Annotated in this window: 20 protein-coding genes; 10 read left to right on the top strand and 10 right to left on the bottom strand. The window is 66.7% G+C overall.

Features of this window, described 5'->3' with window-relative positions:
- Positions 1–14: 14 nt before the first annotated feature.
- Positions 15–647, bottom strand: a complete 633-nt coding sequence (locus M653_RS0128305) for a PQQ-binding-like beta-propeller repeat protein (RefSeq protein ID WP_027146343.1) — start codon at positions 645–647, stop codon at positions 15–17.
- Between the two features lie 71 nt (positions 648–718).
- Entirely contained in the window at positions 719–1,939 is a 1,221-nt protein-coding gene (locus M653_RS0128300) for a hypothetical protein (RefSeq protein ID WP_027146342.1), read from the bottom strand.
- 300 nt (positions 1,940–2,239) lie between these two features.
- Here M653_RS0128300 and M653_RS0128295 point away from each other — a divergent pair, with 300 nt between their 5' ends.
- Positions 2,240–2,986 (top strand): thioredoxin family protein, encoded by a 747-nt coding sequence (locus tag M653_RS0128295; protein ID WP_027146341.1) that lies wholly within the window; start codon positions 2,240–2,242, stop codon positions 2,984–2,986.
- A 96-nt stretch (positions 2,987–3,082) separates the two neighbouring features.
- On the top strand, positions 3,083–3,340 hold the full coding sequence (locus M653_RS0128290; protein ID WP_027146340.1) for a hypothetical protein: 258 nt from the start codon (positions 3,083–3,085) through the stop codon (positions 3,338–3,340).
- Between the two features lie 15 nt (positions 3,341–3,355).
- On the opposite strand, the gene M653_RS0128285 is transcribed toward M653_RS0128290, so the two are convergent.
- Together M653_RS0128285 and M653_RS0128280 are read right to left on the bottom strand one after the other, a co-directional pair.
- Positions 3,356–4,354 (bottom strand): bestrophin family ion channel, encoded by a 999-nt coding sequence (locus tag M653_RS0128285; protein ID WP_027146339.1) that lies wholly within the window; start codon positions 4,352–4,354, stop codon positions 3,356–3,358.
- A 54-nt stretch (positions 4,355–4,408) separates the two neighbouring features.
- Entirely contained in the window at positions 4,409–5,026 is a 618-nt protein-coding gene (locus M653_RS0128280; RefSeq protein ID WP_027146338.1) for a TetR/AcrR family transcriptional regulator, read from the bottom strand.
- 251 nt (positions 5,027–5,277) lie between these two features.
- On the opposite strand from M653_RS0128280, the gene M653_RS0128270 reads away from it, so the two are divergent.
- From M653_RS0128270 to M653_RS0128245, 6 genes are all read left to right on the top strand, one after another.
- Positions 5,278–5,775, top strand: coding sequence for a (2Fe-2S)-binding protein (locus M653_RS0128270; RefSeq protein ID WP_027146337.1), 498 nt, complete (start codon positions 5,278–5,280; stop codon positions 5,773–5,775).
- Positions 5,772–6,830, top strand: coding sequence for a xanthine dehydrogenase family protein subunit M (locus M653_RS0128265; protein ID WP_027146336.1), 1,059 nt, complete (start codon positions 5,772–5,774; stop codon positions 6,828–6,830). The genes M653_RS0128270 and M653_RS0128265 overlap by 4 nt, the downstream gene beginning before the upstream one ends.
- On the top strand, positions 6,820–9,078 hold the full coding sequence (locus M653_RS0128260) for a xanthine dehydrogenase family protein molybdopterin-binding subunit (protein WP_084636985.1): 2,259 nt from the start codon (positions 6,820–6,822) through the stop codon (positions 9,076–9,078). Before M653_RS0128265 ends, M653_RS0128260 begins: the two co-directional genes overlap by 11 nt.
- 88 nt (positions 9,079–9,166) lie before the next feature.
- The gene (locus tag M653_RS0128255) at positions 9,167–9,649 is read left to right on the top strand and encodes a (2Fe-2S)-binding protein (protein ID WP_027146334.1); all 483 of its coding nucleotides are present in this window, start codon (positions 9,167–9,169) and stop codon (positions 9,647–9,649) included.
- Positions 9,646–10,629 (top strand): xanthine dehydrogenase family protein subunit M, encoded by a 984-nt coding sequence (locus M653_RS0128250; protein WP_027146333.1) that lies wholly within the window; start codon positions 9,646–9,648, stop codon positions 10,627–10,629. The genes M653_RS0128255 and M653_RS0128250 overlap by 4 nt, the downstream gene beginning before the upstream one ends.
- Entirely contained in the window at positions 10,626–12,920 is a 2,295-nt protein-coding gene (locus M653_RS0128245; RefSeq protein WP_027146332.1) for a xanthine dehydrogenase family protein molybdopterin-binding subunit, read from the top strand. Before M653_RS0128250 ends, M653_RS0128245 begins: the two co-directional genes overlap by 4 nt.
- Positions 12,921–12,965: 45 nt before the next feature.
- Here M653_RS0128245 and M653_RS0128240 read toward each other — a convergent pair whose 3' ends face one another.
- On the bottom strand, positions 12,966–13,976 hold the full coding sequence (locus M653_RS0128240; protein WP_027146331.1) for an NAD(P)-dependent alcohol dehydrogenase: 1,011 nt from the start codon (positions 13,974–13,976) through the stop codon (positions 12,966–12,968).
- 97 nt (positions 13,977–14,073) lie between these two features.
- On the opposite strand from M653_RS0128240, the gene M653_RS0128235 reads away from it, so the two are divergent.
- A complete protein-coding gene (locus M653_RS0128235; RefSeq protein WP_027146330.1) occupies positions 14,074–15,003 on the top strand; it encodes a LysR family transcriptional regulator in 930 nt (309 codons plus the stop codon).
- A 49-nt stretch (positions 15,004–15,052) separates the two neighbouring features.
- On the opposite strand, the gene M653_RS0128230 is transcribed toward M653_RS0128235, so the two are convergent.
- The 3 genes from M653_RS0128230 to M653_RS1000000137080 form a co-directional block, all read right to left on the bottom strand.
- Positions 15,053–15,814 (bottom strand): slipin family protein, encoded by a 762-nt coding sequence (locus tag M653_RS0128230; protein ID WP_027146329.1) that lies wholly within the window; start codon positions 15,812–15,814, stop codon positions 15,053–15,055.
- Positions 15,811–17,214, bottom strand: a complete 1,404-nt coding sequence (locus M653_RS0128225) for a nodulation protein NfeD (RefSeq protein WP_027146328.1) — start codon at positions 17,212–17,214, stop codon at positions 15,811–15,813. Before M653_RS0128225 ends, M653_RS0128230 begins: the two co-directional genes overlap by 4 nt.
- Before the next feature lie 97 nt (positions 17,215–17,311).
- A complete protein-coding gene (locus M653_RS1000000137080) occupies positions 17,312–17,461 on the bottom strand; it encodes a hypothetical protein (protein WP_156938306.1) in 150 nt (49 codons plus the stop codon).
- Positions 17,462–17,527: 66 nt separating this feature from the next.
- Here M653_RS1000000137080 and M653_RS01000000133800 point away from each other — a divergent pair, with 66 nt between their 5' ends.
- Complete coding sequence (locus tag M653_RS01000000133800; RefSeq protein ID WP_051442854.1) at positions 17,528–22,096, top strand: autotransporter domain-containing protein; 4,569 nt, start codon at positions 17,528–17,530, stop codon at positions 22,094–22,096.
- Between the two features lie 44 nt (positions 22,097–22,140).
- Here the strand turns inward: M653_RS01000000133800 and M653_RS0128210 are convergent, their stop codons facing one another.
- Positions 22,141–23,022 (bottom strand): DMT family transporter, encoded by an 882-nt coding sequence (locus M653_RS0128210; protein ID WP_032936341.1) that lies wholly within the window; start codon positions 23,020–23,022, stop codon positions 22,141–22,143.
- A gap of 439 nt (positions 23,023–23,461) precedes the next feature.
- On the bottom strand, positions 23,462–23,733 hold a 272-nt coding region (locus M653_RS01000000133795), incomplete at its 5' end, for an ATP-binding protein (protein WP_032936337.1).

Genomic DNA, 23,733 nt, shown 5'->3' with positions numbered 1-23,733 from the left:
AAAATTCGCGGTCCCTATTTCGGCCGGCGCACCGCCCGCACCACGCCGGCGTTTCCGCTGCCGCAGAAGAGGCGGTCGCCGCCATCGGACTCCAGCCCCGAGACGCCCATGCCGGCAGGCATGTCGAACTTCTCCAGGACCTTGCCCGTCCGTGGGTCGACGCGGCGCAGATCGCTTTCGTCGCCTTCCCAGGTGGCGTGCCACAATTCGCCCTCGACCCAGGTCACCCCGGTGACGAAACGGTTGGATTCGATGGTGCGCAGGATCGCCCCGGTCTCGGGATCGATCTGGTGGATCTTGCGATCCCGGTGCTGCCCGACCCACAGCGTGCCTTCGGCCCAGGTCAAACCGGAATCGCCGCCATTGCCGGGTGCCGGAATGGTGGAAAGCACCTCGCCCGTGTCGGGATCGATCTTCTGGATGCGGTCCTTGGCGAGCTGGAAGAAATGCCGGCCGTCATAGGCGGTGCCGGCGTGAGCCGCGACATCGATCGAACGCAACGCCTGCCCGCTCTCCGGATCGAATGCGTTCAGCCTGTCGCCCGAGGCAAACCAGACGTTCTTGCCGTCAAAGCTCACCCCGGCCACCGTCTTGGCACCGGGAAAGGGTCCGTATTCCCTCAAAATTTCGGCCGCTGAATGTTTCATGTCTTGATCCTTTAGTGTGGTCGTCATCCCGCTGACCTTTGCAGGCCGGCATCACCTGAATATCAACACACTTAGCCGTTTGGCAGCGGCGCCGGGAGTAACAAGGTGGTCGTGAAACCCGCCACCGGCGGCGTCATCCAGCGGCGCGCCCGGCCATGGCCGAAGGACTGGACCTTACCGGCCTCGGCAAGCGGCTCGAGCGCCCGTTGCACGCTGCGCTGGCCGGTTCCAAGCGCAAGCGCCAGGGCCGAACTCGACCAGGCCTCGCCGTCGGCCAGCAAGGCCAGCACGGCCGCGTGCCGCTCCTCGATCGGCCGCGCCAGCACCATCACCGCGCGCGCCTGGCGCGGCGCCAGCGTGAAGCCATGCTTGGTGGCGCTGATGCCGGCCAGTGCGCGAAGCTCTGCGCGCAGCCGCCCGATCTCGACGCGCAGGCGCGCGCGATGCGATTCATCGGCATGCCTACCGCCGAAGGCCCGCGCCACGAGGTCGCCCCGCGACACGTCCCCGGGCCAGGCTTCGGCGAGCGTCCGCGCCAAGGCGAACAGCACAGGCCGGCTTGCCAGCGAAACCGTGGTCCGCCCAACCCGCACGGCGTAGCGGAAAGCATCGACGACCAGCGCCGGCGATCCCTGCAGCGCCTCGACCTCTTCGAGCAGCAGCGGCTGCTCCCTGCCCTGCGCGATCAATCGCGCCGCGGGTGTCTCCAGTGCCTGCCATGCGCTGTCGACCTCGGCGATGAGGCCGGGAATGCCGGCCTTGCGGGCGGCATGTCGCGCCCACTCCAGCGCCGCGCGTGCCGGCCTGGTCCGCAGGCGCCGCATGGCGATGCCGGCGACGGCGAGTTCGTGCGCGGCCCTGGCCGCCGGCGGAAGCGGCGCCGGGTCGAGCCCGGCCAGCACATGCTCGGCCTCGTCGAGGCGGCCGATCAGGAGCAGGCGGCGCACCTTGAGGTGGCCGGCATGCGCCGCGTTCAACCGGTCGCCGTGCTTTTCCAGCGCCGTGCGGGCCGCGTCGAGCGCCTTGGCCGGCCAACCGAGATCACGCGAGACCAGCGCGATCTCGGCCTCGGCGACGACGCATCTGGCGCGCGCGACGGCCTCTTTCGGGCTGAAGGCGCGCGCGGCCCGCCGCAACAAGAGCTTGGCGCGATCGAAGTCGCCGAGCTGCGCCATGGCGATGCCGCGCAGCGCCAGCGCCGGCGCGTCCTCGCGCAGGGCGACGCGGTCGAGCGCGCCGAGCGGATCGCCGGCCGCCAGCGCCAGCGCCGCCGAGGTGATTAGCGAGTCCATTCAAATCCCGTCACACTTGTAACTCCCACCTCGGCACCGAGCCGCCCTAACTTACGTCAGTACCGTCAACCAGCAAGTCGGCCCAGCGAGTCGGCAATGACGGCACGCATGGGAGATACAAAAGATGCCTGCTTCCACCGACCTCGACCTCGACACGGCCAACGATACGGCCAAGCACGCAGCGCGCCACCCCTGCTGCGCCGGACCGGATCTCTTGGATTCCGCCGCGCCTGCGGCACCGCGACCTGCCCAGGCAACACCACACCGCAACGACGCCACGACTGGCAAAGGAGAAGACCAATGACCATGACGATGAAGACCCCGCCGATCGTTTCACGGCAAGATTGGGAAGCCGCGCACCAAAAGATGCTGGTGAAGGAGAAGGCGACGATGCGCGCCAGGGACGCGCTGTCGGCCGAACGCCGGCGCATGCCATGGACGGAAGTGGACAAGGCTTATGTCTTTGAGGGCCCCGACGGCAAGGTGAGCCTGCTCGACCTGTTCGAAGGCCGCCGCCAGTTGATCGTCTACCGCGCCTTCTTCGAGCCTGGCGTCTATGGCTGGCCTGAGCACGCCTGCCGTGGCTGCTCGCTCGGCGCCGACCAGGTCGGCCACCTCGCCCATCTCAACGCCCGCAATACCACGCTTGCCTATGCCTCGCGCGCGCCGCAGGCCGACATTGCGCGGCTGAAGAAACGGATGGGCTGGGAGATGCCCTGGTACACGATCACCGACAGCTTCGACAAGGATTTCGGCGTCGACGAATGGCACGGCCACAACGTGTTCATTCATGATGGCGACCGCATCTTCCGCACCTATTTCATCAACAACCGCGGCGACGAGGCGTTGGGCACCGTCTGGAGCTATCTCGACGTCACACCGCTCGGCCGCCAGGAGGTCTGGGAAGACTCGCCCGAAGGCTACCCGCAGACCCCGCTCTACAGCTGGTGGAACTGGCACGACAACTACGAAGCCGGAGCCGACAAGAAATGGGCCGAAGTGTCCGCCGCCGGCGAAGCCGCCTTCCGCGACAAGGACAAGCAGTAACCGGCGCAAGCCTGTCCGGCCTGGTTCCTCTCCCGCCTTCGGCAGGGCCGAGGACCCAGGTCCTGACGGGTCGCAATCCACCAAGGGAATAAGACCATGAGCGATATCCATTCCGGCATCGGCAGCGCCGAAAATGCCGCCCCTCGTGGCATCGCCGACTGGCTGTGCCTGGCAGCAGCGCCCACCTTCGCACTGATGGCGCTGCTTTCCCGCCTTCAAGGCGGCGATACCGCCATGCCATGCATGGGCGCCCCGCCGCTGGCCGGCCCAATCCTGACCGGAATGCCCGCCATGTACCTGCTGATGAGCGCTTTCCACCTGGCGCCCTGGCTGCGGGTGATCTCCCGCCGCTAGGCGCCTGCTCCTGCCTCACATCGCGATGTCATTGACCGGCAGCAAGGGCTTGGGAAGGTCGCTCTCGCCGAGCCCGGCGCGCATCTCGATCTCGATGTCGCGGCAGATTTGCGAGATCGGCACATCGTTGGCGTTGCCCTCGAAAGGGTTGGCGCTGCTCTCGCCGACCTGGTCGAGGGACATGTAGGCCCAGCCCAGCAGCGTGCTGAACGGAATCGTCAGCCAGATGGCGATCGAGCCGAGCATTCCGTCCAGTTTGCCCATGTCGGCGAAGACCGGAACCACGCCGAACGGCAGCAGCGTGCAGAAGATCATGACGAACATGGAACTGACTATGGCGTATTGCCGGGGATAGGGATTGTTCTTGATGCGGTCGCAGCGCGCCTGCTGGTCGTGGAAGTCGCGGATCAGCTTCGTCAGTTCGACATAGACCTGCGCCGGAACCTTGGCGTCCTTGAGCAGCCCGTTGACCTGGACCGACTGCAATTCGAGCAAGGCTATCGCCGGACGAGGCGATTTCACGACATCAACGGTCTGGTCGCCCAGCAGCGGGCGCAATTCGTCGGCGATCGAGCCCCCGTCCTCCTGGATGTGGTAACGCCGCCGGTATTCGATATTGGCGGCCTTCCCCATCGATTCCCACGGCATCGGCCGCCGCAGCGCGTATCGCAGCGCCGTCATCCAGGCGATGTGGCGGTAGATGAGCTGCCGAGCCGTCGGCGCATCGAGGAAGTCCCGGCAGAAATTGGACCACATCCGGCTGCTGGCGGTGATCTGCGTGAAAGCCTGCAGCGCCTCACCGCTGCGGGTGAGCACCTGCGAATTCTTGAAGCCGGCGACGAGCGATACCGTGGTGCCGAGCACCAGCACCACCGACCATGGCACCGAGAATCCGGCAATGCCCGGCAGGCGGTAGGCCGCCACGGCCAGCCCGCTCACCACCACCATGTAGAGCACGCTGCGCCGCGACCACAGCGCGAAATCGACCACCTTGTAGGAACGGCCTACATACATTGAATGCCCCTCAAATCATCCTGTCGCTTACGGTTGCGCGGCCATTATCCCCGTTCACCCGGCCTTCCCTGCCCCGAACCGCAAGCCGTCCATCAACAGCTTCACCAACCGGCGCGAACGGTCGCGCCACTCAGGCGTGTCGGGTGCCGAATAGATGCCGCCGAGCGCATGCAGCACGTCGGAGGCATCGACGTCGCCGCGGATCGTGCCGTCGGCCACCGCCGCCTCGACCAGTTGCCGCAAGGCCTGCGAAACCCTACCCGACGTGTCGGAGAACAGCCCCGAATTGGTGGTGAACAGGATGCGCAGGCTGGTCGCCAGGCCGCGCTTGGTGGCGATATAGTCGACGAAGCGGCGCATCCACTCTTCCAGAGCGACATCGGAGGGATGTTTTGCCGCAAGCTCGCCGGCCGCAGCGCATAGCGCCTCCGCCTCGCGGCGGTAGACCACCTCGACCAGATGTTCGCGCGTCGGGAAATGCCGGTAGAGCGTGCCGATGCCGACGCCGGCGCGGCGCGCGATCTCCTCCAGCGAGGCATCGATGCCGCGCTCGGCAAACACGGCCGCCGCGACCTCGGCCAGCCGGTCGCGGTTGCGCTGGGCATCCGCGCGCAGCGGTTTGTCGGCGGCGGCGGGTTTTTGGTCGACGGTTGTGACGGGCTCAAAAGCCAATTTTTTTCTCCACCAGGGATATGGGGGCTTGAACCATGCCCGGCCAGCCCCCACGTAAATAAACGGAGGCGCCTCCGTTTTAGTGGAGCACCTTTATCATATAATCAGGAAGCCCGGTATGTCACGCCTTTCGAAGCCGCAAGCTGTCACCTTCCCCACCCGCGGCGGATTGGCTGCCGCCTGACCTTGTCCTTCCCCTCCCAAGCGCCAGATCATCCCCCTCAGCGTCAAGCAACTGGAGCCAGACGCCCATGACCACCCTTCCCATCTCGCTTACCGTCAATGGATACCGACACGAACTCGAGGTCGACACCCGCGTCACCTTGCTCGACCTGCTGCGCGAGCGGCTTGAGCTCTCCGGCACCAAGAAGGGCTGCGACCGCGGCCAGTGCGGCGCCTGCACGGTGCTGGTCGACGGCAAGCGCATTAATTCTTGCCTCGCGCTGGCGGTCAGCCATGACGGCGCCGAGGTGCTGACCATCGAAGGCGTCGCTCACGGTGAAGAACTGCATCCGGTGCAGGCCGCCTTCATCGCCCATGACGGCTTCCAGTGCGGCTTCTGCACACCCGGCCAGATCATGAGCACGCTCGGCCTGATCGCCGAAGGACAGGCTGGAGACGATCCCGAGCGTATTCGCGAGGGGCTGAGCGGCAACATCTGCCGCTGCGCGGCCTATGGCGGCATCGTCGAGGCCGTTCTGGAGGCCCGGCAACACCTTGCCGGAACCGGCCGGAGGACCGCGGCATGAGGGACTTCGATTTTATCAGGCCGGCCACCATCTCCGACGCCATAGCGGCGGCGGCCGGACCGGGCTCGGCCTATCTCGCCGGCGGCACCAATCTGCTGGATCTGATGAAGGGCGGCATTACCAGCCCCGAACGGATCGTCGACATTACCCGGCTGCCGGAACTCAATCGCATCGAAACGCTCGATGATGGCGGCCTGCGCATCGGCGCGCTGGTCCGCAATGCCGATCTCGCACACGATCCGGCCTTCGCCAAAGCCTATCCGGCGGTGGCCGAGGCGCTGCTGTCGGGCGCCTCGGCGCAGCTTCGCAACGCCGCCACTGTTGGCGGCAATCTGTTGCAGCGCACGCGGTGCAGTTACTTCTATGACACCGCCAGCGCCTGCAACAGGCGCGAACCCGGTTCCGGCTGCTCGGCCCTTGGCGGCGAGAACCGCCTGCATGCCATCCTGGGCTGGAGCGATGCCTGCATCGCCACCCATCCCTCCGATTTCTGCGTGCCCCTGGTGGCGCTCGACACCGTGGTCGAGATCGAGGGCAAGGAAGGCCGGCGCCATGTGACGCTGGAGGAATTTCACCGGCTTCCGGGCGACACCCCACAGCGCGAGACCATGCTGGAGCCGGGCGAGTTGATCGTTGCGGTGCGCCTGCCGGCGGAAGCAGCTTCCTTCGCCGCTCACGCCCGCTACCTGAAAGTGCGCGAACGCACCTCCTATGCCTTCGCGGTCGTTTCGGCGGCCGCGGCACTTGTCGTCGATCGCGGCAAGATCCGCGGCGCAAGGCTGGCGCTGGGCGGCGTGGCGGCCAAGCCGTGGCGTGCGCGTTCGGCGGAAGCAGCGCTCCTTGGCGCCGATGCCGACGAGGCGAGCTTCGTTCGCGCCGCGGATGCCGCGTTGGCCGACGCCAGCCCCTCCGGCGACAATGCCTTCAAGATCGAGCTTGCCCGCCGCATTGTCGTCAGGGCGCTGATGGCCGCAAAGGCCGGAACACCCGAGCGGATGCCGGCTCTTCCTGCCTCCCCCTTTTCCTCCATTCCCGGAGTGCGCCATGATGCTTGAACTCGGTCTCAACCAGCAACCCGCCCATACGCGGCAGGGCTCCAGCATCGGCCAGCCGCTGACCCGCCGCGACGGATTCTTGAAAGTGACGGGGACGGCGCGTTACGCCGCCGACAACCATCCGCCCGGCATGCTCTATGCCGTGCTCGCCGTCTCGAGCATCGCGCGCGGCCGGGTCGTGTCGCTGGATATCGAGGCGGCCAAGGCGCATTCGGGCGTGGTCGAGGTGATGACGCCACTGAACCGGCCGGCGCTCGCCGTCGATCCGGATGCCAAGGACCATCCCTTCATGTTCCGGCTCGACCTGCTGCAGAACGATGGGGTTCGCTATCCCAACCAGAGCATTGCCGTGGTGATCGCGGAGACGCTGGAAGCGGCGACCGAAGGCGCGGCGCTGCTGTCGCCGCGCTATGAAACGCTGCCGGCGCGCGTCGGTCTCGATGGCGGCAAAAGCTTCGTGCCGCGCGGCGTCGGCGTCGGCAACCCGGCGGTGCAGGAGAAGGGCGATGTCGAGGCCGGCCTCGAATCGGCAAGAACGCGGATCGAGGCGGCTTACGAGACGCCGGCACAGTATCACAACGCCATGGAGCCCCACGCAATCGTCGCTGCCTGGGATGGCGACCAGCTGTCGATCGACACGCCGAGCCAGGGCCTTGCCATGGCGCAAGGGCGCATCGCCGGCCTGTTCGGCATCGCGCCGCGGAACGTCCACATCCGCAGCCCATTCCTGGGTGGCGGCTTCGGCTCAAAGGGCATGATCTCCGGGCCACAGGTGCTCGGCATCCTGGCGGCGCGTCTCGTCGGCCGCCCGGTCAAGCTGGTGCTGCGGCGCGAGCAGATGTACGGCCCGGTCGGCCATCGCGCCCCGGCCCGCCAGACATTGCGCATGGGCATGGATGGCGAAGGGCGGCTGACCGCGCTTTCCCATCACGCCAGGACCACATCGAGCACGTTCGACGATTTCTTCGAACCGGCGGCGGACGCCTCGCACACGCTCTATGCCAGTCCGGCCATCGCCACCTCGCATGATGCCGTGCGGCTCGACACCGGCACGCCGCTGTTCATGCGGGCGCCGGGCGAGGCCACCGGATCGATCGCGCTGGAAAGCGCCATCGACGAGGCGGCCCATGCCTGCGGCATGGACCCGCTGGAATTCCGGCTCAGGAATTATGCCGAAGTCGAGCCCATGACCGGCAAGCCGTTCTCCTCCAAGGCGCTGCGCGAATGTTACGAACAGGCGGCCGAAGCGTTTGGCTGGGCGAGCCGCCCGCTGCAGCCGCGGCGGATGCGTGACGCGGACGGTTTCCTTACCGGCTGGGGCATGGGCACGGCGACGTTCCCGGCGCTCATGTTCCAGGCCGAGGCACGCGCGGTGCTGAGGGCCGACGGCAGCGGCTTGATGGAGACCGGCGCTCAGGACATGGGCCAAGGCGCCTGGACGGCCTTTGCCCAGATTGCGGCAGACGGGCTGGGGCTCGACATCGACCAGGTCGATTTCAGGGCCGGCAGTTCCGACCTGCCCAATGCGGGCATCGCCGGCGGTTCGGGTCACACGGCGACGGCCGGCATGGCCATCCACAATGCGGGTGCGGCCGTCATCGCCAGGCTTGCCGATCTCGCCACGGGCAACGAAGCCTCGCCGCTGTTCGGCGCCGGCAATGAAGGTGTCCTGGCGCGCGGCGGACGCCTCTACCGGCGCGACGATGAAAGCCGCGGCGAAAGCTATAGCGAGATCCTCGCCCGCGCGGGTCTTGCCGAGATCGAAGGCCATGGCAAGGGTGCGCCGGATCCGGCGTCGCAGGAGACCTACGCCAAGCACGCGCATGGGGCCGTCTTCGCCGAGGTGAAGGTCGACCCGGATTTAGGCCAGATCCGCGTCACCCGGCTGGTCGGCGCATTCGCCGCCGGGCGGGTCATCAATCCGCGGCTGGTGCGCAGCCAGTATTATGGCGGGATGATCTGGGGCGTTTCCTTCGCGCTGCATGAGGAAGCCGTCACCGACCGGCGCTCCGGCCGGATCCAGAATGCCAACCTCGCCGAATACCATGTCCCGGTGAATGCCGACGTGCCGTCGGTCGAGGCGCTGCTGGTTCACGAGGACGACCCTCACGTGAACGCACTCGGCATCAAGGGCGTCGGTGAAATCGGCATCACCGGCACGGCCGGCGCCGTGGCCAATGCGGTCTGGCACGCGACCGGCGTGCGCCCGCGGCGCTTTCCGATCCGGATCGAGGACCTGTTGGGGTGAGGAGCGGTCCGTCCGAAGCAACGGTTGGACCTCCCTACCCTAACGCCAATTCATCCCCCAAGCGTCAAGCAACTGGAGCCAGACGCCCATGACGAGCAAGACCACAATTCCTGTCCATCTCGATATCAACGGCCAGCGTCACACGCTGGAACTCGAACCGCGTGTCACGCTGCTCGACGCCTTGCGTGACAGGCTCGGCCTGACCGGCACCAAGAAAGGCTGCGACCATGGCCAGTGCGGCGCCTGCACCGTCCATGTCGACGGCGAGCGCGTGCTGGCCTGCCTGACATTGGCCGCACAGGCCGCGGGTCGCACCATCACCACCATAGAGGGGCTTGCACGGGAGGGCGAACTGCATCCCGTGCAGGCTGCCTTCCTCGAACAGGACGCCTTCCAGTGCGGCTATTGCACGCCAGGCCAGATCATGTCGGCGGTGGCCTGCATTCGCGAGGGCCATGCCGGCTCGGACGAGGAAATCCGCGAATACATGGCCGGCAATCTCTGCCGCTGCGGCGCCTATCCGCACATCGTCGCCGCCGTTCGCCAGGCAGCGCTGGAGGCCGCGTCATGAGGGATTTTTCCTATCTTCGCGCCACTTCGGTCGACGCCGCCCGCCAGGCGGCCGCGCTCCCCGGCGCGATGCTGCTCGCCGGCGGCACCACGCTGATCGACCTCGCCAAATGCGGCGTCGCCGAACCCGACACGCTGGTCGACATCACCCATCTCAAGGGGCTGGACCGGATCGAGATCGACGAGCGCGGCGCCATCATCGGCGCGCTCGCCAGGATGGGCCATGTCGCCGACCACGACGACATCAAGAGCCGCTTCCCCGCCATCTCGGAGGCGCTATGGCAAGCGGCCTCGGCGCAGATCCGCAACATGGCGACCATAGGCGGCAATTTAATGCAGCGCACGCGCTGCCCCTATTTCCGCGATCCCTCAAACTTTTCGGCCTGCAACAAGCGTGTATCAGGCAGCGGCTGTTCGGCGATCGGCGGCGTCACCAGGGGCCATGCCGTGCTCGGCACCAGCGACGCCTGCATCGCCATGTACCCAGGCGATCTCGCCACCGTGCTCGTCGCCTTCGACGCGACAGTCCGTCTCGGCGATCGGCACATCCGGGTCGATGACTTCTTCCTGTTGCCCGGCACGACGCCGGACAGGGAACACGCGATCGAGCCGGGGGAGATGATCACCGCCATCGAAATCCCCTCTTCCGCCGCTGCCCACCGCTCGACCTATCTGAAGGTCCGCGACCGGCAGTCCTACGAGTTCGCGGCGGCCAGTGCCGCCGTCGGGCTCGAACTGGAATCCGACGGACGCACCATCCGCGACCTGCGCGTGGCGCTCGGTGGCGTCGCCACCAAACCCTGGCGGGCGCGGGCCGTGGAAGCCGCGCTGAAAGGCAAGGTGCTGGAGCCCGAAGCTGTTCGCGCCGCCAGCCTGCTCGCCGTCGAAGGCGCCGTCGACCACGGCGCCAACCACTACAAGATCGAACTCGCGCCGCGCGTCGTCGCACGGGCTATTCTCAAGATGGGAGAAACGGCATGACCGTTCACAACATCAGACATGGCGATGCGTTCGACGGCGGCGCGGACGCGGTCGGCGGCCGGCTATCGCGCGTCGACGGTCCGGCCAAGATCACGGGTGCCGCCAAATACGCCGTCGAGCAGCAGCTCAAAGGCCTCACCTACGCCGCACTGGTCGAAAGTACCATCGCATCCGGCAAGGTGCGCGCCATCGACAGCAAGGCGGCCGAGGCAGCACCGGGCGTACTCAAGGTGCTGACCCCGGACACCATCATCAGCCTGAGAAGCGCCTCGGACTGGTTCGGCACCCCGCCGCCCGACAAACCCTATTGCCCGCTGGCGCGCGACATCACTTTCTCGGGCCAGCACGTCGCCGCCGTCGTCGCCGAGACTTTCGAGCAGGCGGTCGCCGCGGCGGCGCTGGTCAAGGTCAGCTATGACGAGACGCCGGCAATCGTCGACCTCAGCGACGGCAAGGCCGGCGACGGCATTCCGGTCGATGCCATGACCAAGGAATGGGGCGACGCGTCCGCCGCCTTCGCCTCCGCCCCGGTGCGCATCTGCGCCGCCTATAACACGCCGCGCGAATACCAGGCGCCGATGGAGCCGCATGGCCTGATCGCCCGCTGGGAGGGTGACCACCTCACCGTGTGGGAGCCGAGCCAATGGCTGGATGGCATGGCGCGCACCTATGCCGAATGGTTCGCCGTGCCGTTCGAGAATGTGCGGCTGGTATCGCCCTATGTCGGTGGCGGCTTCGGTTCCAAGGCACTGGCGCTCAGCCATGGCGCGATTGCCGCGAGTGCCGCGAAAATGCTCGGCCGGCCGGTGCGGCTGGTGATGACGCGGCCGCAGACCTTCACCAGCTATGGCGGCCGCGCCGCGACCCGCCAGACGGTGACGATCGGCGCCGACCGTGACGGCATGATCCAGTCGATCGTGCATCGCGGCGTCAACGAAACGTCCATCGACGGCATGTGGGTCGAGCCGCTGGGTTCGGTCACCTCGATCATGTACGCGACGCCGAACTTCTCCTCGAAACAGAATGTCGTGCGGGTGAATTCGGTGGTGCCGGGCGCCATGCGCGCGCCGGGTGAAAACCCATCGGCCTTCGGCATCGAAAGCGCCATCGACGAGCTCGCCTACGAGGTCGGCATCGATCCGCTGGAGATCCGGCTGAAGAACTACGCCGAACAGGACCCGCACGCGAAAAAAGCCTGGTCGACCAGACAGTTGCGCGAAGCTTTTGCAGCAGGCGCCGAACGCTTCGGATGGGCCAGGCGCACAGCTGAGCCGCGCTCGATGCGCGACGGCAACCAGCTGATCGGCTGGGGCGTCGCCGCCGGCACCTATCCGGTGCGGCGCGCCTATGGCGAGGCGATGGTGCGCATTCTGGCCGACGGCTCGGTCGAGGTCGAGAGCTCCTCGATCGACATGGGCCAGGGCACCTACACAATCCTGGCGCAGACCGCCGCCGAAACGGTTGGCGTGAGCGCAGACGACGTCGTGGTGAAGCTCGGCGATTCCCGGTTTCCCCGCGCCGGCGTCACCGGCGGCTCACGGCTGGCCGGCGTGATGACGGGCGCGGTCCACAAGGCGGCGACCTCGGCGCTCGACCAGCTGATCGGCTTGGCCATCAGCGATCCGCGCTCGCCCTTCCACACGCTGCAGGCCAACACTTTGGTCGTCGCCAATGGCCGCATCGGCTCGCCTCGCGGCGATGGTCCCGATGTCTCGATCGCCGAACTGCTCAAAAGCATCGGCCGCGACCGTATCGAGGCGACCGGCGACACCATGCCGGCCAATTCGACGGCAGAGGATCGCTACAAGAACTACACCACCATCGCCATGGCGCTGCCGCACACCGAGGGCGACTATTCCCGCCATTCCTGGTGCGCGCATTTCGTCGAGGTGCGTGTCGACGAGGATTTCGGCACGGTGCGCGTATCGCGCGTGGTGTCGGCGCTGGATTCGGGCCGGCTCTACAATCCGAAGCTGGCCGAAAGCCAGTGGAAAGGCGGCATCATCATGGGTATCGGCCAGGCGCTGCTCGAAGAAGGCATCGTCGACCGCCGCCACGGCCGCATCGTCAACAACAACCTCGCCGATTATCTCGTCCCGACCAATGCCGACGTCCCCGAGATCGAGGTGATCTCGGTCGGCATCCCCGACCTGCACTCCTCCGTGCTCGGCGGCAAGGGTGTCGGCGAACTGGCGATCGTCGGCATGGCGCCGGCGATCGCAAATGCGGTGTTCCACGCAACGGGAAAGCGGATCAGGGATCTGCCGATCACGTTGGAGAAGCTGATCTGAGGGTGGAACTGCCAATCTCCCCCCTCGAGGGCGCGATCGGCTGCTTCACCACTCCAGCCCGAACACCAGCTTGCCGAAATGCAGCACGCCGGCGGCCATGTGGGTGTAGGCTTCGCTCGCTTGATCAGGTGAAAACACCTTGTCGACAACCGGTTCGATCCTGGCCGCGCCGATGGCACGGGCGGCGTCGAAGAGATCGGACACGGACCCGGTGTTGTTGCCGACCACCTTCAGCGCCTTGATGATGATCGGCAGAAGATTGACCGTGACCTCGGCACCGGTGACGAAGCCGATGGTGAACAGCGTGCCGCCGGGCGCGGTGGCGTTGACGGCACGGGCGAAGGTGGCGGTTCCGCCGGTCTCGACTATGAGGTCGGCGCCGAGGCCGCCGGTCAGCTCCAGCACCTTGCCGTCCCAGTCCGGCGTCGCGCGGTAATTGATGAGATGATCGGCGCCGAGCGCCTTCGCCCGCTCCAGCTTTTCGTCCGACGACGAGGTGATGATGACGGTGGCGCCGGCGGCTTTCGCGAGCTGCAGGGTGAAGATCGAAACGCCGCCAGTGCCAAGCAGCACCACGACCGAGCCCGGCCCGACATTGGCGGCGCGGATGGCGTTCCAGGCGGTGGTGCCGGCGATCGGCAGGGTCGACGCCGCCTCGAAGGAGAGATGCGCCGGGACCGCCACCAGCGAATTGGCCGGCAGTGCCACATATTCGGCCAGCGACCCCGGCATCGAGACGCCGCGCATCTGCGTCATCTCGTAAGGCCGGGGCGGCCCACCGATCCAGCGCGGCTTGGCATGCGCGACGACGCGATCACCGATGGCGAACCTGGTAACGCCCTCGCCCAGCGCGACGATCTCGCCGGCGCCGTCGGCGACGGGGATGAGCGGGAAACTCGGTCCGGGATAATTGCCGCTCGCCACCGCCACATCGACGAAATTAAGGCTCGCCGCACGCTGGCGGATCAGCACCTCGCCGCGCTGCGGTTCGGGGGTTGCAACGGTGGCGGCGCGGAAGGCGTCCAGCCCGGGCTGGCTGAGTTCGATGGCTTTCATGTTTCACTCCGGTGGGACGATTTGTTCGATTGAGTTAACCTATTTGCTGCGCTATCTCTGGATAATCCTTGTTTTTTGCAATTGAGAACTGTGAATGATGCAGCAATCTCACGAACCCGCTGCCCTTGCCGAGATGGCCGCCTTCGCCGCTATCGCCGAGGCGCGCTCCTTCACCCGGGCGGCGGCGCGTCTCGGGCGCGACGCGACCATCCTGTCGCGGCGCCTGCAGTCGCTGGAGGCGCGGCTTGGGGTGAGGTTGCTCTCGCGCACGACGCGCAGCGTGTCGCTGACCGAAGCGGGTGCCGAATTCCTGGTGCGTGTGCGCGCCATCCTCGCATCCGTCGACGAGGCTGAGGCCGTCGCGTCCGCGCATGCCGGGGGCGGCCCGCGCGGCGTGCTCAGGCTGGCGCTGCCCGGCACGTTCGGGCGCATGTGGATCGGGCCGCTGCTGCCTCGGTTCCTCGCCGAATTTCCCGATGTCCGCATCGAGGCCGAATTCTCCAACCGCTTCACCGATCTGGTCGCCGAGAATTTCGATGTCGCGGTGCGACTGGGCAGCCTGGAGGATTCGCGCCTTGTGGCACGCAAGGTGGCGACGCGACGCCGGTTGCTCTGCGCCGCTCCATCCTATCTCGCCCGCAAAGGCAGGCCGGAGACACCCCAGGCGCTGCTCGACCACGCCTGCCTGGGCTTCTCGGGCTTCCAGACCTTTCCAGCCTGGGAGATGACCGACCGCGAGGGCCGGCGCGCACGCATCGAGGTTTCGGGGCCGTTGGTCACCGACGATGCCGAGGTGCTGGTCGACGCCGCCGTGCAAGGCGTCGGCTTGATGATGAGCACCGATTGGCTGGTCGGCCGCGAGCTTGCTGACGGACGGCTGGTGCCCGTGCTGGAGGAGTGGACGCTGGCGGACGAAGGCGCGGTCTACGTCGTCACGCCCTCGGCCAAGGGAAAAGCCGCCAAGACCCGCGCCTTCACAGACTGGATCGGCAAGCGCTTCGCGCCGGAGCCGCCCTGGCGGCGGTGAAGTGAAGTGGCGGGACTGGCGAAGCCGCCGACGCCCCCTCGTGGGGGAATTACGCGCTCTTCCCGTGCTTCAGGAATTGGCTGAGCAAGTCCACCGGCAGCGGGAACACCACCGTGGACGAGCGCTCGCCGGCGATGTCGTGCAAGGCCTCGAAATAGCGCAGCTGCATGGCCTGCGGCTCGGCCGCCAGCATGCGGCCCGCCTCGACCAGTTTCGCCGCCGCCTGCTGCTCGCCTTCGGCATTGATCACCTTGGCGCGCCGCAGCCGCTCGGCCTCGGCCTGTTTGGCGATGGCGCGGACCATGTTCTCGTTGAGGTCGACATGCTTGATCTCGACATTGGACACCTTGATGCCCCACGCATCGGTGCGCTGGTCGAGGATTTCCTGGATGTCGCTGTTGAGCTTGTCGCGCTCGGCCAGCATCTCGTCGAGCTCGTGCTTGCCGAGCACCGATCGCAACGTGGTCTGCGCCAGCTGGTTGGTGGCGGCCATGTAGTCCTCGACCTGGATGACCGCCCGCTCGGCGTCGACGATGCGGAAATAAAGCACGGCATTGACCTTCACCGAGACGTTGTCGCGCGAAATCACATCCTGCGGCGGCACGTCCTGCACCACCACGCGCAGGTCGACCTTCACCATCTGCTGGACGAAGGGGATCAGAATGATGAGGCCGGGTCCCCTGACCCCGGTGAAGCGGCCGAGCGTGAAGACCACGCCGCGCTGATATTCCCTGAGGATGCGGATAGCCGCGGACAGGAACATGACCACAAGAAGCGCAAGTACCAGGTAGGCCACATAACCGATGTTCATTGCCTTGCTCCATTCCTTCCCGCGTCGCGCCGTCGCACGGTCAGCACGAGGTCGGCGATCCCGGTCACCTCGACGCTGTCGCCGGCCGCGACGGGTTCATCGGCCCTGGCCCGCCAGCGCTCACCCAAGGCCAGCACATGGCCCTCGCCGCCCTGCCAGTCGAGGATCTCGGCCGGCTGGCCGCGCATTGCTTCGCCGCCGACGCGCGGCGGCTTCCGGCGCGCCGCCCAGAGATAGGTGCCGCTCAGCAGCGCCAATCCAAGCGTCAGCGCGGCGGCGGGACCGATGACGGCCCATGACAGGGCAAAGCCCGGCCCCTCGACCCGCAGCAGCATGGCGGCACCGAACAGAAAGGCGGCCACGCCGCCGAGCCCGAGCACGACGGTGGGATTGAAGGCCTCGATGATCAGGAAAACGACGCCGAGCAGCATCAGGGCAAGGCCGGTATAGTTGATCGGCAGGAGATCGAGCGCATAAAGGCCGAGCACGAGACAGGTGGTGCCGATGACGCCGGGCGCGACCGCGCCCGGGCTGGTGAACTCGAAGACGATGCCATAGACGCCGACCAGCATCAGGATGACCGCGGTGTTCGGATCGGTGATGACGGAAAGCAGCTGGATGAACCAGCCCGGCTCCAGCGTCTCGACCGGCAGCCCCTTCGTCGCCAGCACTACTTTCTTGCCCGCCACATCGACGGTGCGCCCATCGGCCAGTTGCAGCAGCTCGGTGGTGTCGCGGGCGACGAGATCGATCACATGTTCCTGTAATGCCGCATTGGCCGAAAGGCTCGCCGCTTCGCGCACGGCCTTCTCGCCCCAGTCGCCGTTGCGCCCGCGCAGTTCGGCAAGAGAGCGGATCAGGGCGACCGCGTCATTGGTCACCTTGGCCATCATCGCGTCGCCCGCCGGCCGCCCGCCGGCTTCCTTCTGGTCGCCCCCGCCCTTCTGGTCACCCACGTCCTTCTGATCGCCCTTGTCGCCGCCCGGAAGCGACGGCATGCCGCCAATCTCCAGCGGCGTCGCCGCACCAAGATTGGTGCCGGGCGCCATCGCCGCGACATGGGTTGCATAGAGGATATAGGTGCCGGCACTTGCCGCATGGCCGCCGGCCGGCGCGACATAGCCGATGACAGGCACCGGCGACGCCAGTATGTCGGCGATCATCTCGCGCATCGAGGTGACCAGCCCGCCCGGCGTGTCGAGCTGCAGGATGAGGACCGCCGCGTCCCGCCTGGCCGCGGCATCGAGCGCTTCCTTGAGCTGCCTGCTGCTTGCCGGCCCGATGGCGCCGTCAATGGCGACGCTCAGCGCAACCCTTTCGCTCCCGGCTGAGGAGAAGGGAGAAAGCACAGCCGCGACCACAAAGGCCGCGGCAAGAAGGGCCACCCGCGCGAAGGTCACGCTCAAAGCTCCATGGACTCAATATGGGTTGTATTCTTGCGAAGTCCATGAAGGCGCCGACGTCGGAGATCGGCGACGACCGAAGAGACGGCCTCTCCTACTCCGGCGACGGCACCGGCGGCTTGGAGGTCAGTGACGTGCCGGCGGCGGCCACCATAAAGGCGGCAATCAATAGGCCAAACCGCCACAGTGCGCGAAAAAGGCACGGCACCTCACTCCAGTCCAATTCCAGTGCGGCCTTGCCCAAGACAACAGCCGGGCGCCGATGACATGTCAGCCTCAGGGCGAAACGACTGTTATGTCAGGGGATTGAATGCCGCAGAATGGATTTGAAGGCCGCAAGGCGCAGGCGTTGAAATATCTGGCGCTGACGTCGACGGCGCTGATCGGCCTTGGCCAGCCGATCCCTGCATCGGCAGCCGAGGTCTGGACCGGCGCCGCCTCCACGAACTGGTTCGCCGCCGGAAACTGGAACCCCGCCGCTGTCCCAACATCGAGCGACGACGTCATTCTCGATCCGGTGTTCCCGCACCCGGCCGTGGTCGATGGGGCGAATGCGGCCGCCCATAATCTGTTTATGGGCACCATTTCGAGTTACTCGGGCTCGCTGACGATCACCAATGGCGGCACGCTTGCCGACACCGCCGGCTTCCTCGGCTACGTTTCGAACGCGAACGGCACTGTAAAGGTCGTTGGACCAGGCTCCAGTTGGAACAATAGTTCGGATCTTCTCCTTGCCTTGGGCACCGGCAGCACCGGCACCTTGACGATCTCCGGCGGCGGCGCTGTGAGCGACAAAGTGGGTCATGTCGGCTATGGGCTGGGCACCGGCACCGTAACGGTGGACGGCCCAGGCTCGACATGGACCAACAGTGGGGATCTCTACATCGCGGGATTTGGCACCGGCACGCTGGACATCACCAATGGCGGCGTGGTCAGCAATGCCATGGGGACCATAGGTTGGCATCCGGGCTCCACCGGCGCAGTGACGGTCGACGGAGCGGGTTCGATATGGACGAATTCTTCCCATCTGTTCGTCGGCGATCAGGGCACCGGTGCGCTGAACATCTCGAATGGCGGCAAGGTCAGCAATCAGAGCGGCATTCTGGGCAATCTGGCGGGCTCCATTGGCACAGCAACTGTCGACGGTGCTGGCTCGGCCTGGGCGAACGCGGCGCTCGCGGTCGGGAACGCGGGCTTCGGCACGCTGACGATCACGAATGGCGGCGCGGTCACCAGTTCGGTGGGTTATGCCGGCTATGACGTGGGCTCCCAGGGCCAGGTGACAGTCACCGGTGCCGGCTCGACCTGGAGCAGCAGCTCGAACCTCTATGTCGGCGATAGCGGCAACGGTACTTTGATGATCGCAACCGGTGGCGCCGTCAGTGATTTCGCGGGCGATATCGGCGCCAATGCAGGCTCGACCGGTCTCGCGCTCGTCGACGGCGCCGGCTCGACTTGGACAAACAGCTCCAACCTGACTGTGGGCGATTTCGGCAACGGCACTCTGGCGATCTCCCACGGCGGCGCCGTCAGTAGCTTCTGGGCGACTATCGGCGCGAAGGCAGGCTCGACCGGCACGGTGTTTATCGAAAACACCGGCTCGACCTGGACCATCAACTCCAACCTGGCGGTAGGCGATTTCGGCGCCGGCACCCTGGGGATAACCGAGGGCGGCGTCGTCAGCAATGCCTCGGCCTATGTTGGCGACTCGGCGGGTTCGACCGGCACAGTGTTCGTCAGAGGCGCGGGCGCGGCCTGGAGCAGCAGCGGGAACCTGTATGTCGGCGGGCTCGGCACGGGCGAGCTGAAGGTCTCGCAAAGCGGGACCGTCAGCAGTGGCGCTGCCACCATCGGCGGCGGCGCCGCCGCGGTCGGCACTGTAACGGTCGACGGCGCCGGCTCGACCTGGACGGACAGTTCGGATCTGATTGTCGGCGACCAGGGTACGGGCACGCTGACAATCACCAATGGCGGCGCGGTCAGCAGTGGCAATGGTGAGGTTGGCAGCCTGGCGGGCGGCGTTGGCCATGTCGCCGTCGATGGTGGCGGCTCGGTCTGGAACACAGTCAGCTTGTACGTCGGCAATTACGGCACCGGCACCGGCACGCTGGACATCAGTGGCGGTGGCCAAGTCAACGTGGCTGTGCAGACAGGCCTGGGATATGACGCGGCCTCGCACGGGGCAATGACGGTCGATGGTGCCGGGTCGGCATTCACCGGGTCGAGTTGGCTTGATGTTGGCGAATTCGGCACCGGCACGCTGGTTGTGAGTAATGGCGGCGCGGTCAGCAACACGGATGGCAATGTCGGCGATCTGGTCGGATCGACCGGCACGGCAACAATAGACGGCGCCGGCTCGACCTGGACCAATAGTGTCGATCTGTCTGTGGGTAATTACGGCACTGGCACACTGAACATTTTGAACGGCGGCTCCGTCAGCAATCAAATCGGCTATGTGGGCAATGCTGCGGGCTCCATGGGCACCGCCACGGTCGACGGCCCGGGCTCGAGCTGGATCAACTTCTCGGACCTGCGCGTCGGCAATTCCGGTGCGGGCAAGTTGACGATCTCGAACGGCGGCAGCGTCGTCAACCTGGTGAGCACCGTAGGCTCTGCCGTGGGCGCCATCGGATCCGTGACGGTCGACGGTGCCGGGTCGGTCTGGACCGACAATTCTTCCCTCTATGTCGGCGAAAACGGCACCGGCACGCTGGCGGTCTCAAACGGCGGTACGGTCGCCAGCGCGGCTGGCTATCTGGGCTTTGAGGTCGGGTCCATGGGTACGGCAATGGTCAGCGGCGCGGGCTCAACCTGGACCAGCAGCAACCTCCTTCTCGTCGGTCAGCGTGGTACGGGCTCATTGACCATCTCGAACGGCGGCAACGTCGCCAACAGCGATGGCTATCTGGGCTTTGATACCGGGTCCATCGGTACGGCTAACGTCAGCGGCCCCGGCTCGACATGGACCAGTAGCGGAGATCTCGATGTCGGCGTTGGTGGCACAGGCACGCTGAGGATTGCGAATGGCGGCGCGGCGTCGGCCGGCGGCGTGGTCAACATCGCGGCCCTGGCGGGTTCGGTGGGCACGCTCAACATCGGCGCGGCGAGCGGATCGCCGGCGACCGGCGCGGGTACGCTCAATGCGGCGAGCATACAGTTCGGATCGGGCGCGGGTGCGATCAACTTCAACCACACCGAGACCAACTACGCCTTCGCGGCGGCGATCGGCGGCGTCGGCACGATCAACCAGATCGCCGGCAACACCAACCTGACGGCCAATTCGAGCGGTTTCACCGGTGCGACCAACGTGAGCGGCGGACGGCTGGCCGTGAACGGGTCGCTGGCGAGTTCGCTTGTGACCATCGCCGGCGGCACACTGGGCGGCAACGGCACGGTGGGCGCCATCGTGGCGCATTCGGGCGGCATCATCGCGCCGGGCAATTCGATCGGCACTCTGCATGTCGCGGGCAATCTCGACCAGGCGGCGGGCTCGATCTACCAAGTCGAGCTGACCTCGACCGGCCAGTCCGATCTTATTGATACGACGGGTACGGCGACCATCGCCGGCGCCATTCTCGACCTGGTCAAGACGGACGCCGCACCTTACGTGGTTGGCACGCATTACACGGTACTGGAGGCCGACGCCGGCGTCACCGGCACCTACACGATCAGCGGGCTGGGCCCGTTCAGCGGCCTTTTCGCCAGTTACGACCCGACGCATGTCTATCTTGACGTGATGCAGGCAAAGGCCTTCGCCGACGTCGGCCTGACGCCCAATCAGATCGCCACCGGCGGCGGCGCCGAAAGCCTTGGCAGCGGCAATCCGCTGTTTGATGCCATCTTCGCCCTGCCGAGTGAAGCCGCCGCCCAGGACGCTTTCGACCAGCTTTCGGGCGAAATTCACGCCTCGGCCAAGGGCATGCTGCTCGAGGACAGCCGCTTCGTCCGCGACGCCGCCAGCAATCGCATCAGCGCCGCCTTCGGCGATATTGGTGCGGCAGCGTTGCCGGTCATGGCTTATGGCGAAGGCGGGCCCGAAATGGTCGCCGCCGATACCGACCGCTTCGCGGTCTGGGGCCAGGGCTTCGGCTCCTGGGGCAAGACGGATTCCGACGGCAACGCCGCCGCCTTCGACCGCTCGACCGGTGGCCTGCTGGCCGGCGCCGACACTTTGGTCGGCGGCTGGCGCATTGGCCTCATCGGCGGCTACAGCCATTCCTCCTTTGAGGTGGATGAGCGTCAGTCATCCGGCAAGAGCGACAGCTACCATCTCGGCCTCTATGGCGGCACAAATTGGGGTGCCATCGCCTTCCGCACCGGTGCGGCCTACAGCTGGAACAGCATCTCGACAAAACGCTCGGTTGCCTTCAACGGTTTTGCCGATCAACTGTCGGCCGACTATGACGCCGGCACGGCGCAGGTGTTCGGCGAACTCGCTTACAAGGCTGATGCCGGGCGCTTCAAGTTCGAACCCTTCGCCAATCTCGCTTATGTCAGCCTGCATACCGACGGTTTCACCGAAAGGGGCGGTGCGGCGGCCTTGACCAGCACCGGCGCAAGCACCAACGCCACCTTCGCCACGCTGGGCCTGCGGGGCTCGACCGGCTTCACGCTTGGCGGCATCGAGGCCACCGCGCGCGGCATGCTCGGCTGGCGCCACGCCTTCGGCGACGTCACCCCGACCTCCAGTTTCGCCTTCACCGGCGGTGACGCCTTCACGATCGCCGGCGTGCCTGTCGCCAGGGACGCCGCGGTGATCGAGGCCGGCCTCGACCTCGACATGTCGGCCAATGCGACGCTTGGCCTGTCCTACACCGGGCAGTTCGGCGGCGGCACGGTCGACCAGGGCGCGAAGATCAATCTGGGCCTGCGGTTTTGAACAACCGGCCGTGCAGCGTGAGCCTGCGCCTTCCTCGACCCACCCTACTCCGGCGAAGGCACCGGCGGATTCGAGGTCAGCGCGGTGCCGGCGGCGGCCACGATCACGGCGGCGATGCCGGCCAGTTGCGGCATGGTCAGGCTTTCCCGCAGGAATAAAAACCCGGCCAGCGCGCCGAGCCCCGGTTCCAGGCAGGTCAGCGTGCCATAGATGCGCGCCGGCATGCGGGTCAGCGCCACCATTTCCAGGAAGAACGGCAGCGCGCTGGAAAACAGGCCGACGAGCAGCGCGCTGACCAGGATCGATGGCGCGAGCAGCGCCGATCCTGCCTCCGCCACGCCGAAGGGCAGCACCAGCACGGCGGCGATGGCCATGCCATAGGCGGTCGTGCGGGTGCCGAGCTCCGCGCCCGCCTTCTGCGCCAGCACGATATAGAGCGCCCAGAACCCGCCGGCGGCCAGCGCCAGCATCACGCCGGTCGGGTCAAGCGGCTGCAGCGAACGGATGAAGGGCGACAACAGGACGATGCCGGCGACCGCCAGCGCGATCCAGGCGAAGTCGCTGGCCCGCCGCGAGGTCACCGTCGCCACCAGCAGCGGACCGGAAAACTCCAGCGCCACCGCGACGCCGAGCGGGATCCTGGCAAGCGCCGCGTAGAACAGAAGGTTGAGCGCGCACAGCGTCACTCCATAGGCGACGAGCCACGGCAGAGTGGCGCGCGAGGGCCGCATCTGCCAGGGCCGCAGCACCGCGATCAGCATCAGCGCGCCGATGACCAGCCTGAGCGTCGTCGTGCCTTGCGCGCCGATCACCGGGAACAGCGTCTTGGCGAAGGTGGCGCCGATCTGGATCGACACCATGGCGCCCATCAGTGCCGCGACCGGCAAGGGTGCTGCTTCGCGGCTGGCAACCGGCATCGATGTCACTTGTGCTTCATCCTCCATGCCGGCAGGCGCAAACCTGCTGGCAGGGACGCAATAGGCTGAACCGGCCTTGCTGTCGTGAGACAGCGCGCATGCCTCGATGAGGGCACGGCCAAATGGGATGAACCGGCGGGCATCGCCGTCGGACATCACACCCGGTCGTTGCGCGCCTCCGGCAGTCTGGTGATCGCCACCAGGACGAGCAGCGCGGCACTGCCCGATCGCGCTTTATCGGGCCGCCCTTCCCCGGCTCGTCGACGGCGCGGTGCATGTCGAGCTTTCGCCCCGGCCTGCAAGCTGCAAGCCGCGCGACCGTTGGCCGGAGGAAGAGCGGAAAGCCAAGGCCTGTTGCGAGCCTTCCGCCGGCTCGCAACCTTGCTGCGGATAGATTACAGCAGGCTGGCCGGTCCAGCGTGGGTGAAGCGCCATTTCAGTATCCAGTCTAGGCTGCAGCGGCAGAGCGCTTGAACACGATTGTGACCCGGGTGCCTTCGTCAGCGCTGGAGGTCACATGGAACTCCGCCTTGGCATTCTCGCTCAGCGACTGTGCGATGAGCGCGCCGAGCTTGCCTCGCTTGGGCCAGCTCTCGCCGTCCGGCAACCCGATCCCATCATCGGCAACGACGACGCGGCAGCCATCCCCGTTTACGACGCTGTGCAGGGTGATCGTCCCACTGTCGCGCCCGCGAAATGCATGCTTGAGCGCATTGGTCA

Source organism: Mesorhizobium sp. WSM3626 (assembly GCF_000513935.1).
Classification (GTDB): Bacteria; Pseudomonadota; Alphaproteobacteria; order Rhizobiales; family Rhizobiaceae; genus Mesorhizobium; species Mesorhizobium salmacidum.
The sequence above is the reverse complement of the archived record's forward strand: the minus strand, read 5'-3'. Positions and strand labels throughout refer to the sequence as shown.

Excerpts from the sequence above, each read along its gene's own strand:
- M653_RS0128255 (WP_027146334.1), top strand. The coding sequence starts at position 9,167 with ATGACGAGCAAGACCACAATTCCTGTCCATCTCGATATCAACGGCCAG.
- M653_RS01000000133800 (WP_051442854.1), top strand. The coding sequence starts at position 17,528 with ATGCCGCAGAATGGATTTGAAGGCCGCAAGGCGCAGGCGTTGAAATAT.
- M653_RS0128240 (WP_027146331.1), bottom strand. The coding sequence starts at position 13,976 with ATGAAAGCCATCGAACTCAGCCAGCCCGGGCTGGACGCCTTCCGCGCC.
- M653_RS0128260 (WP_084636985.1), top strand. The coding sequence starts at position 6,820 with ATGATGCTTGAACTCGGTCTCAACCAGCAACCCGCCCATACGCGGCAG.
- M653_RS0128290 (WP_027146340.1), top strand. The coding sequence starts at position 3,083 with ATGAGCGATATCCATTCCGGCATCGGCAGCGCCGAAAATGCCGCCCCT.
- M653_RS0128230 (WP_027146329.1), bottom strand. The coding sequence starts at position 15,814 with ATGAACATCGGTTATGTGGCCTACCTGGTACTTGCGCTTCTTGTGGTC.
- M653_RS0128305 (WP_027146343.1), bottom strand. The coding sequence starts at position 647 with ATGAAACATTCAGCGGCCGAAATTTTGAGGGAATACGGACCCTTTCCC.
- M653_RS0128270 (WP_027146337.1), top strand. The coding sequence starts at position 5,278 with ATGACCACCCTTCCCATCTCGCTTACCGTCAATGGATACCGACACGAA.
- M653_RS0128235 (WP_027146330.1), top strand. The coding sequence starts at position 14,074 with ATGCAGCAATCTCACGAACCCGCTGCCCTTGCCGAGATGGCCGCCTTC.
- M653_RS0128245 (WP_027146332.1), top strand. The coding sequence starts at position 10,626 with ATGACCGTTCACAACATCAGACATGGCGATGCGTTCGACGGCGGCGCG.
- M653_RS0128285 (WP_027146339.1), bottom strand. The coding sequence starts at position 4,354 with ATGTATGTAGGCCGTTCCTACAAGGTGGTCGATTTCGCGCTGTGGTCG.
- M653_RS0128250 (WP_027146333.1), top strand. The coding sequence starts at position 9,646 with ATGAGGGATTTTTCCTATCTTCGCGCCACTTCGGTCGACGCCGCCCGC.
- M653_RS0128300 (WP_027146342.1), bottom strand. The coding sequence starts at position 1,939 with ATGGACTCGCTAATCACCTCGGCGGCGCTGGCGCTGGCGGCCGGCGAT.
- M653_RS0128295 (WP_027146341.1), top strand. The coding sequence starts at position 2,240 with ATGACCATGACGATGAAGACCCCGCCGATCGTTTCACGGCAAGATTGG.
- M653_RS0128265 (WP_027146336.1), top strand. The coding sequence starts at position 5,772 with ATGAGGGACTTCGATTTTATCAGGCCGGCCACCATCTCCGACGCCATA.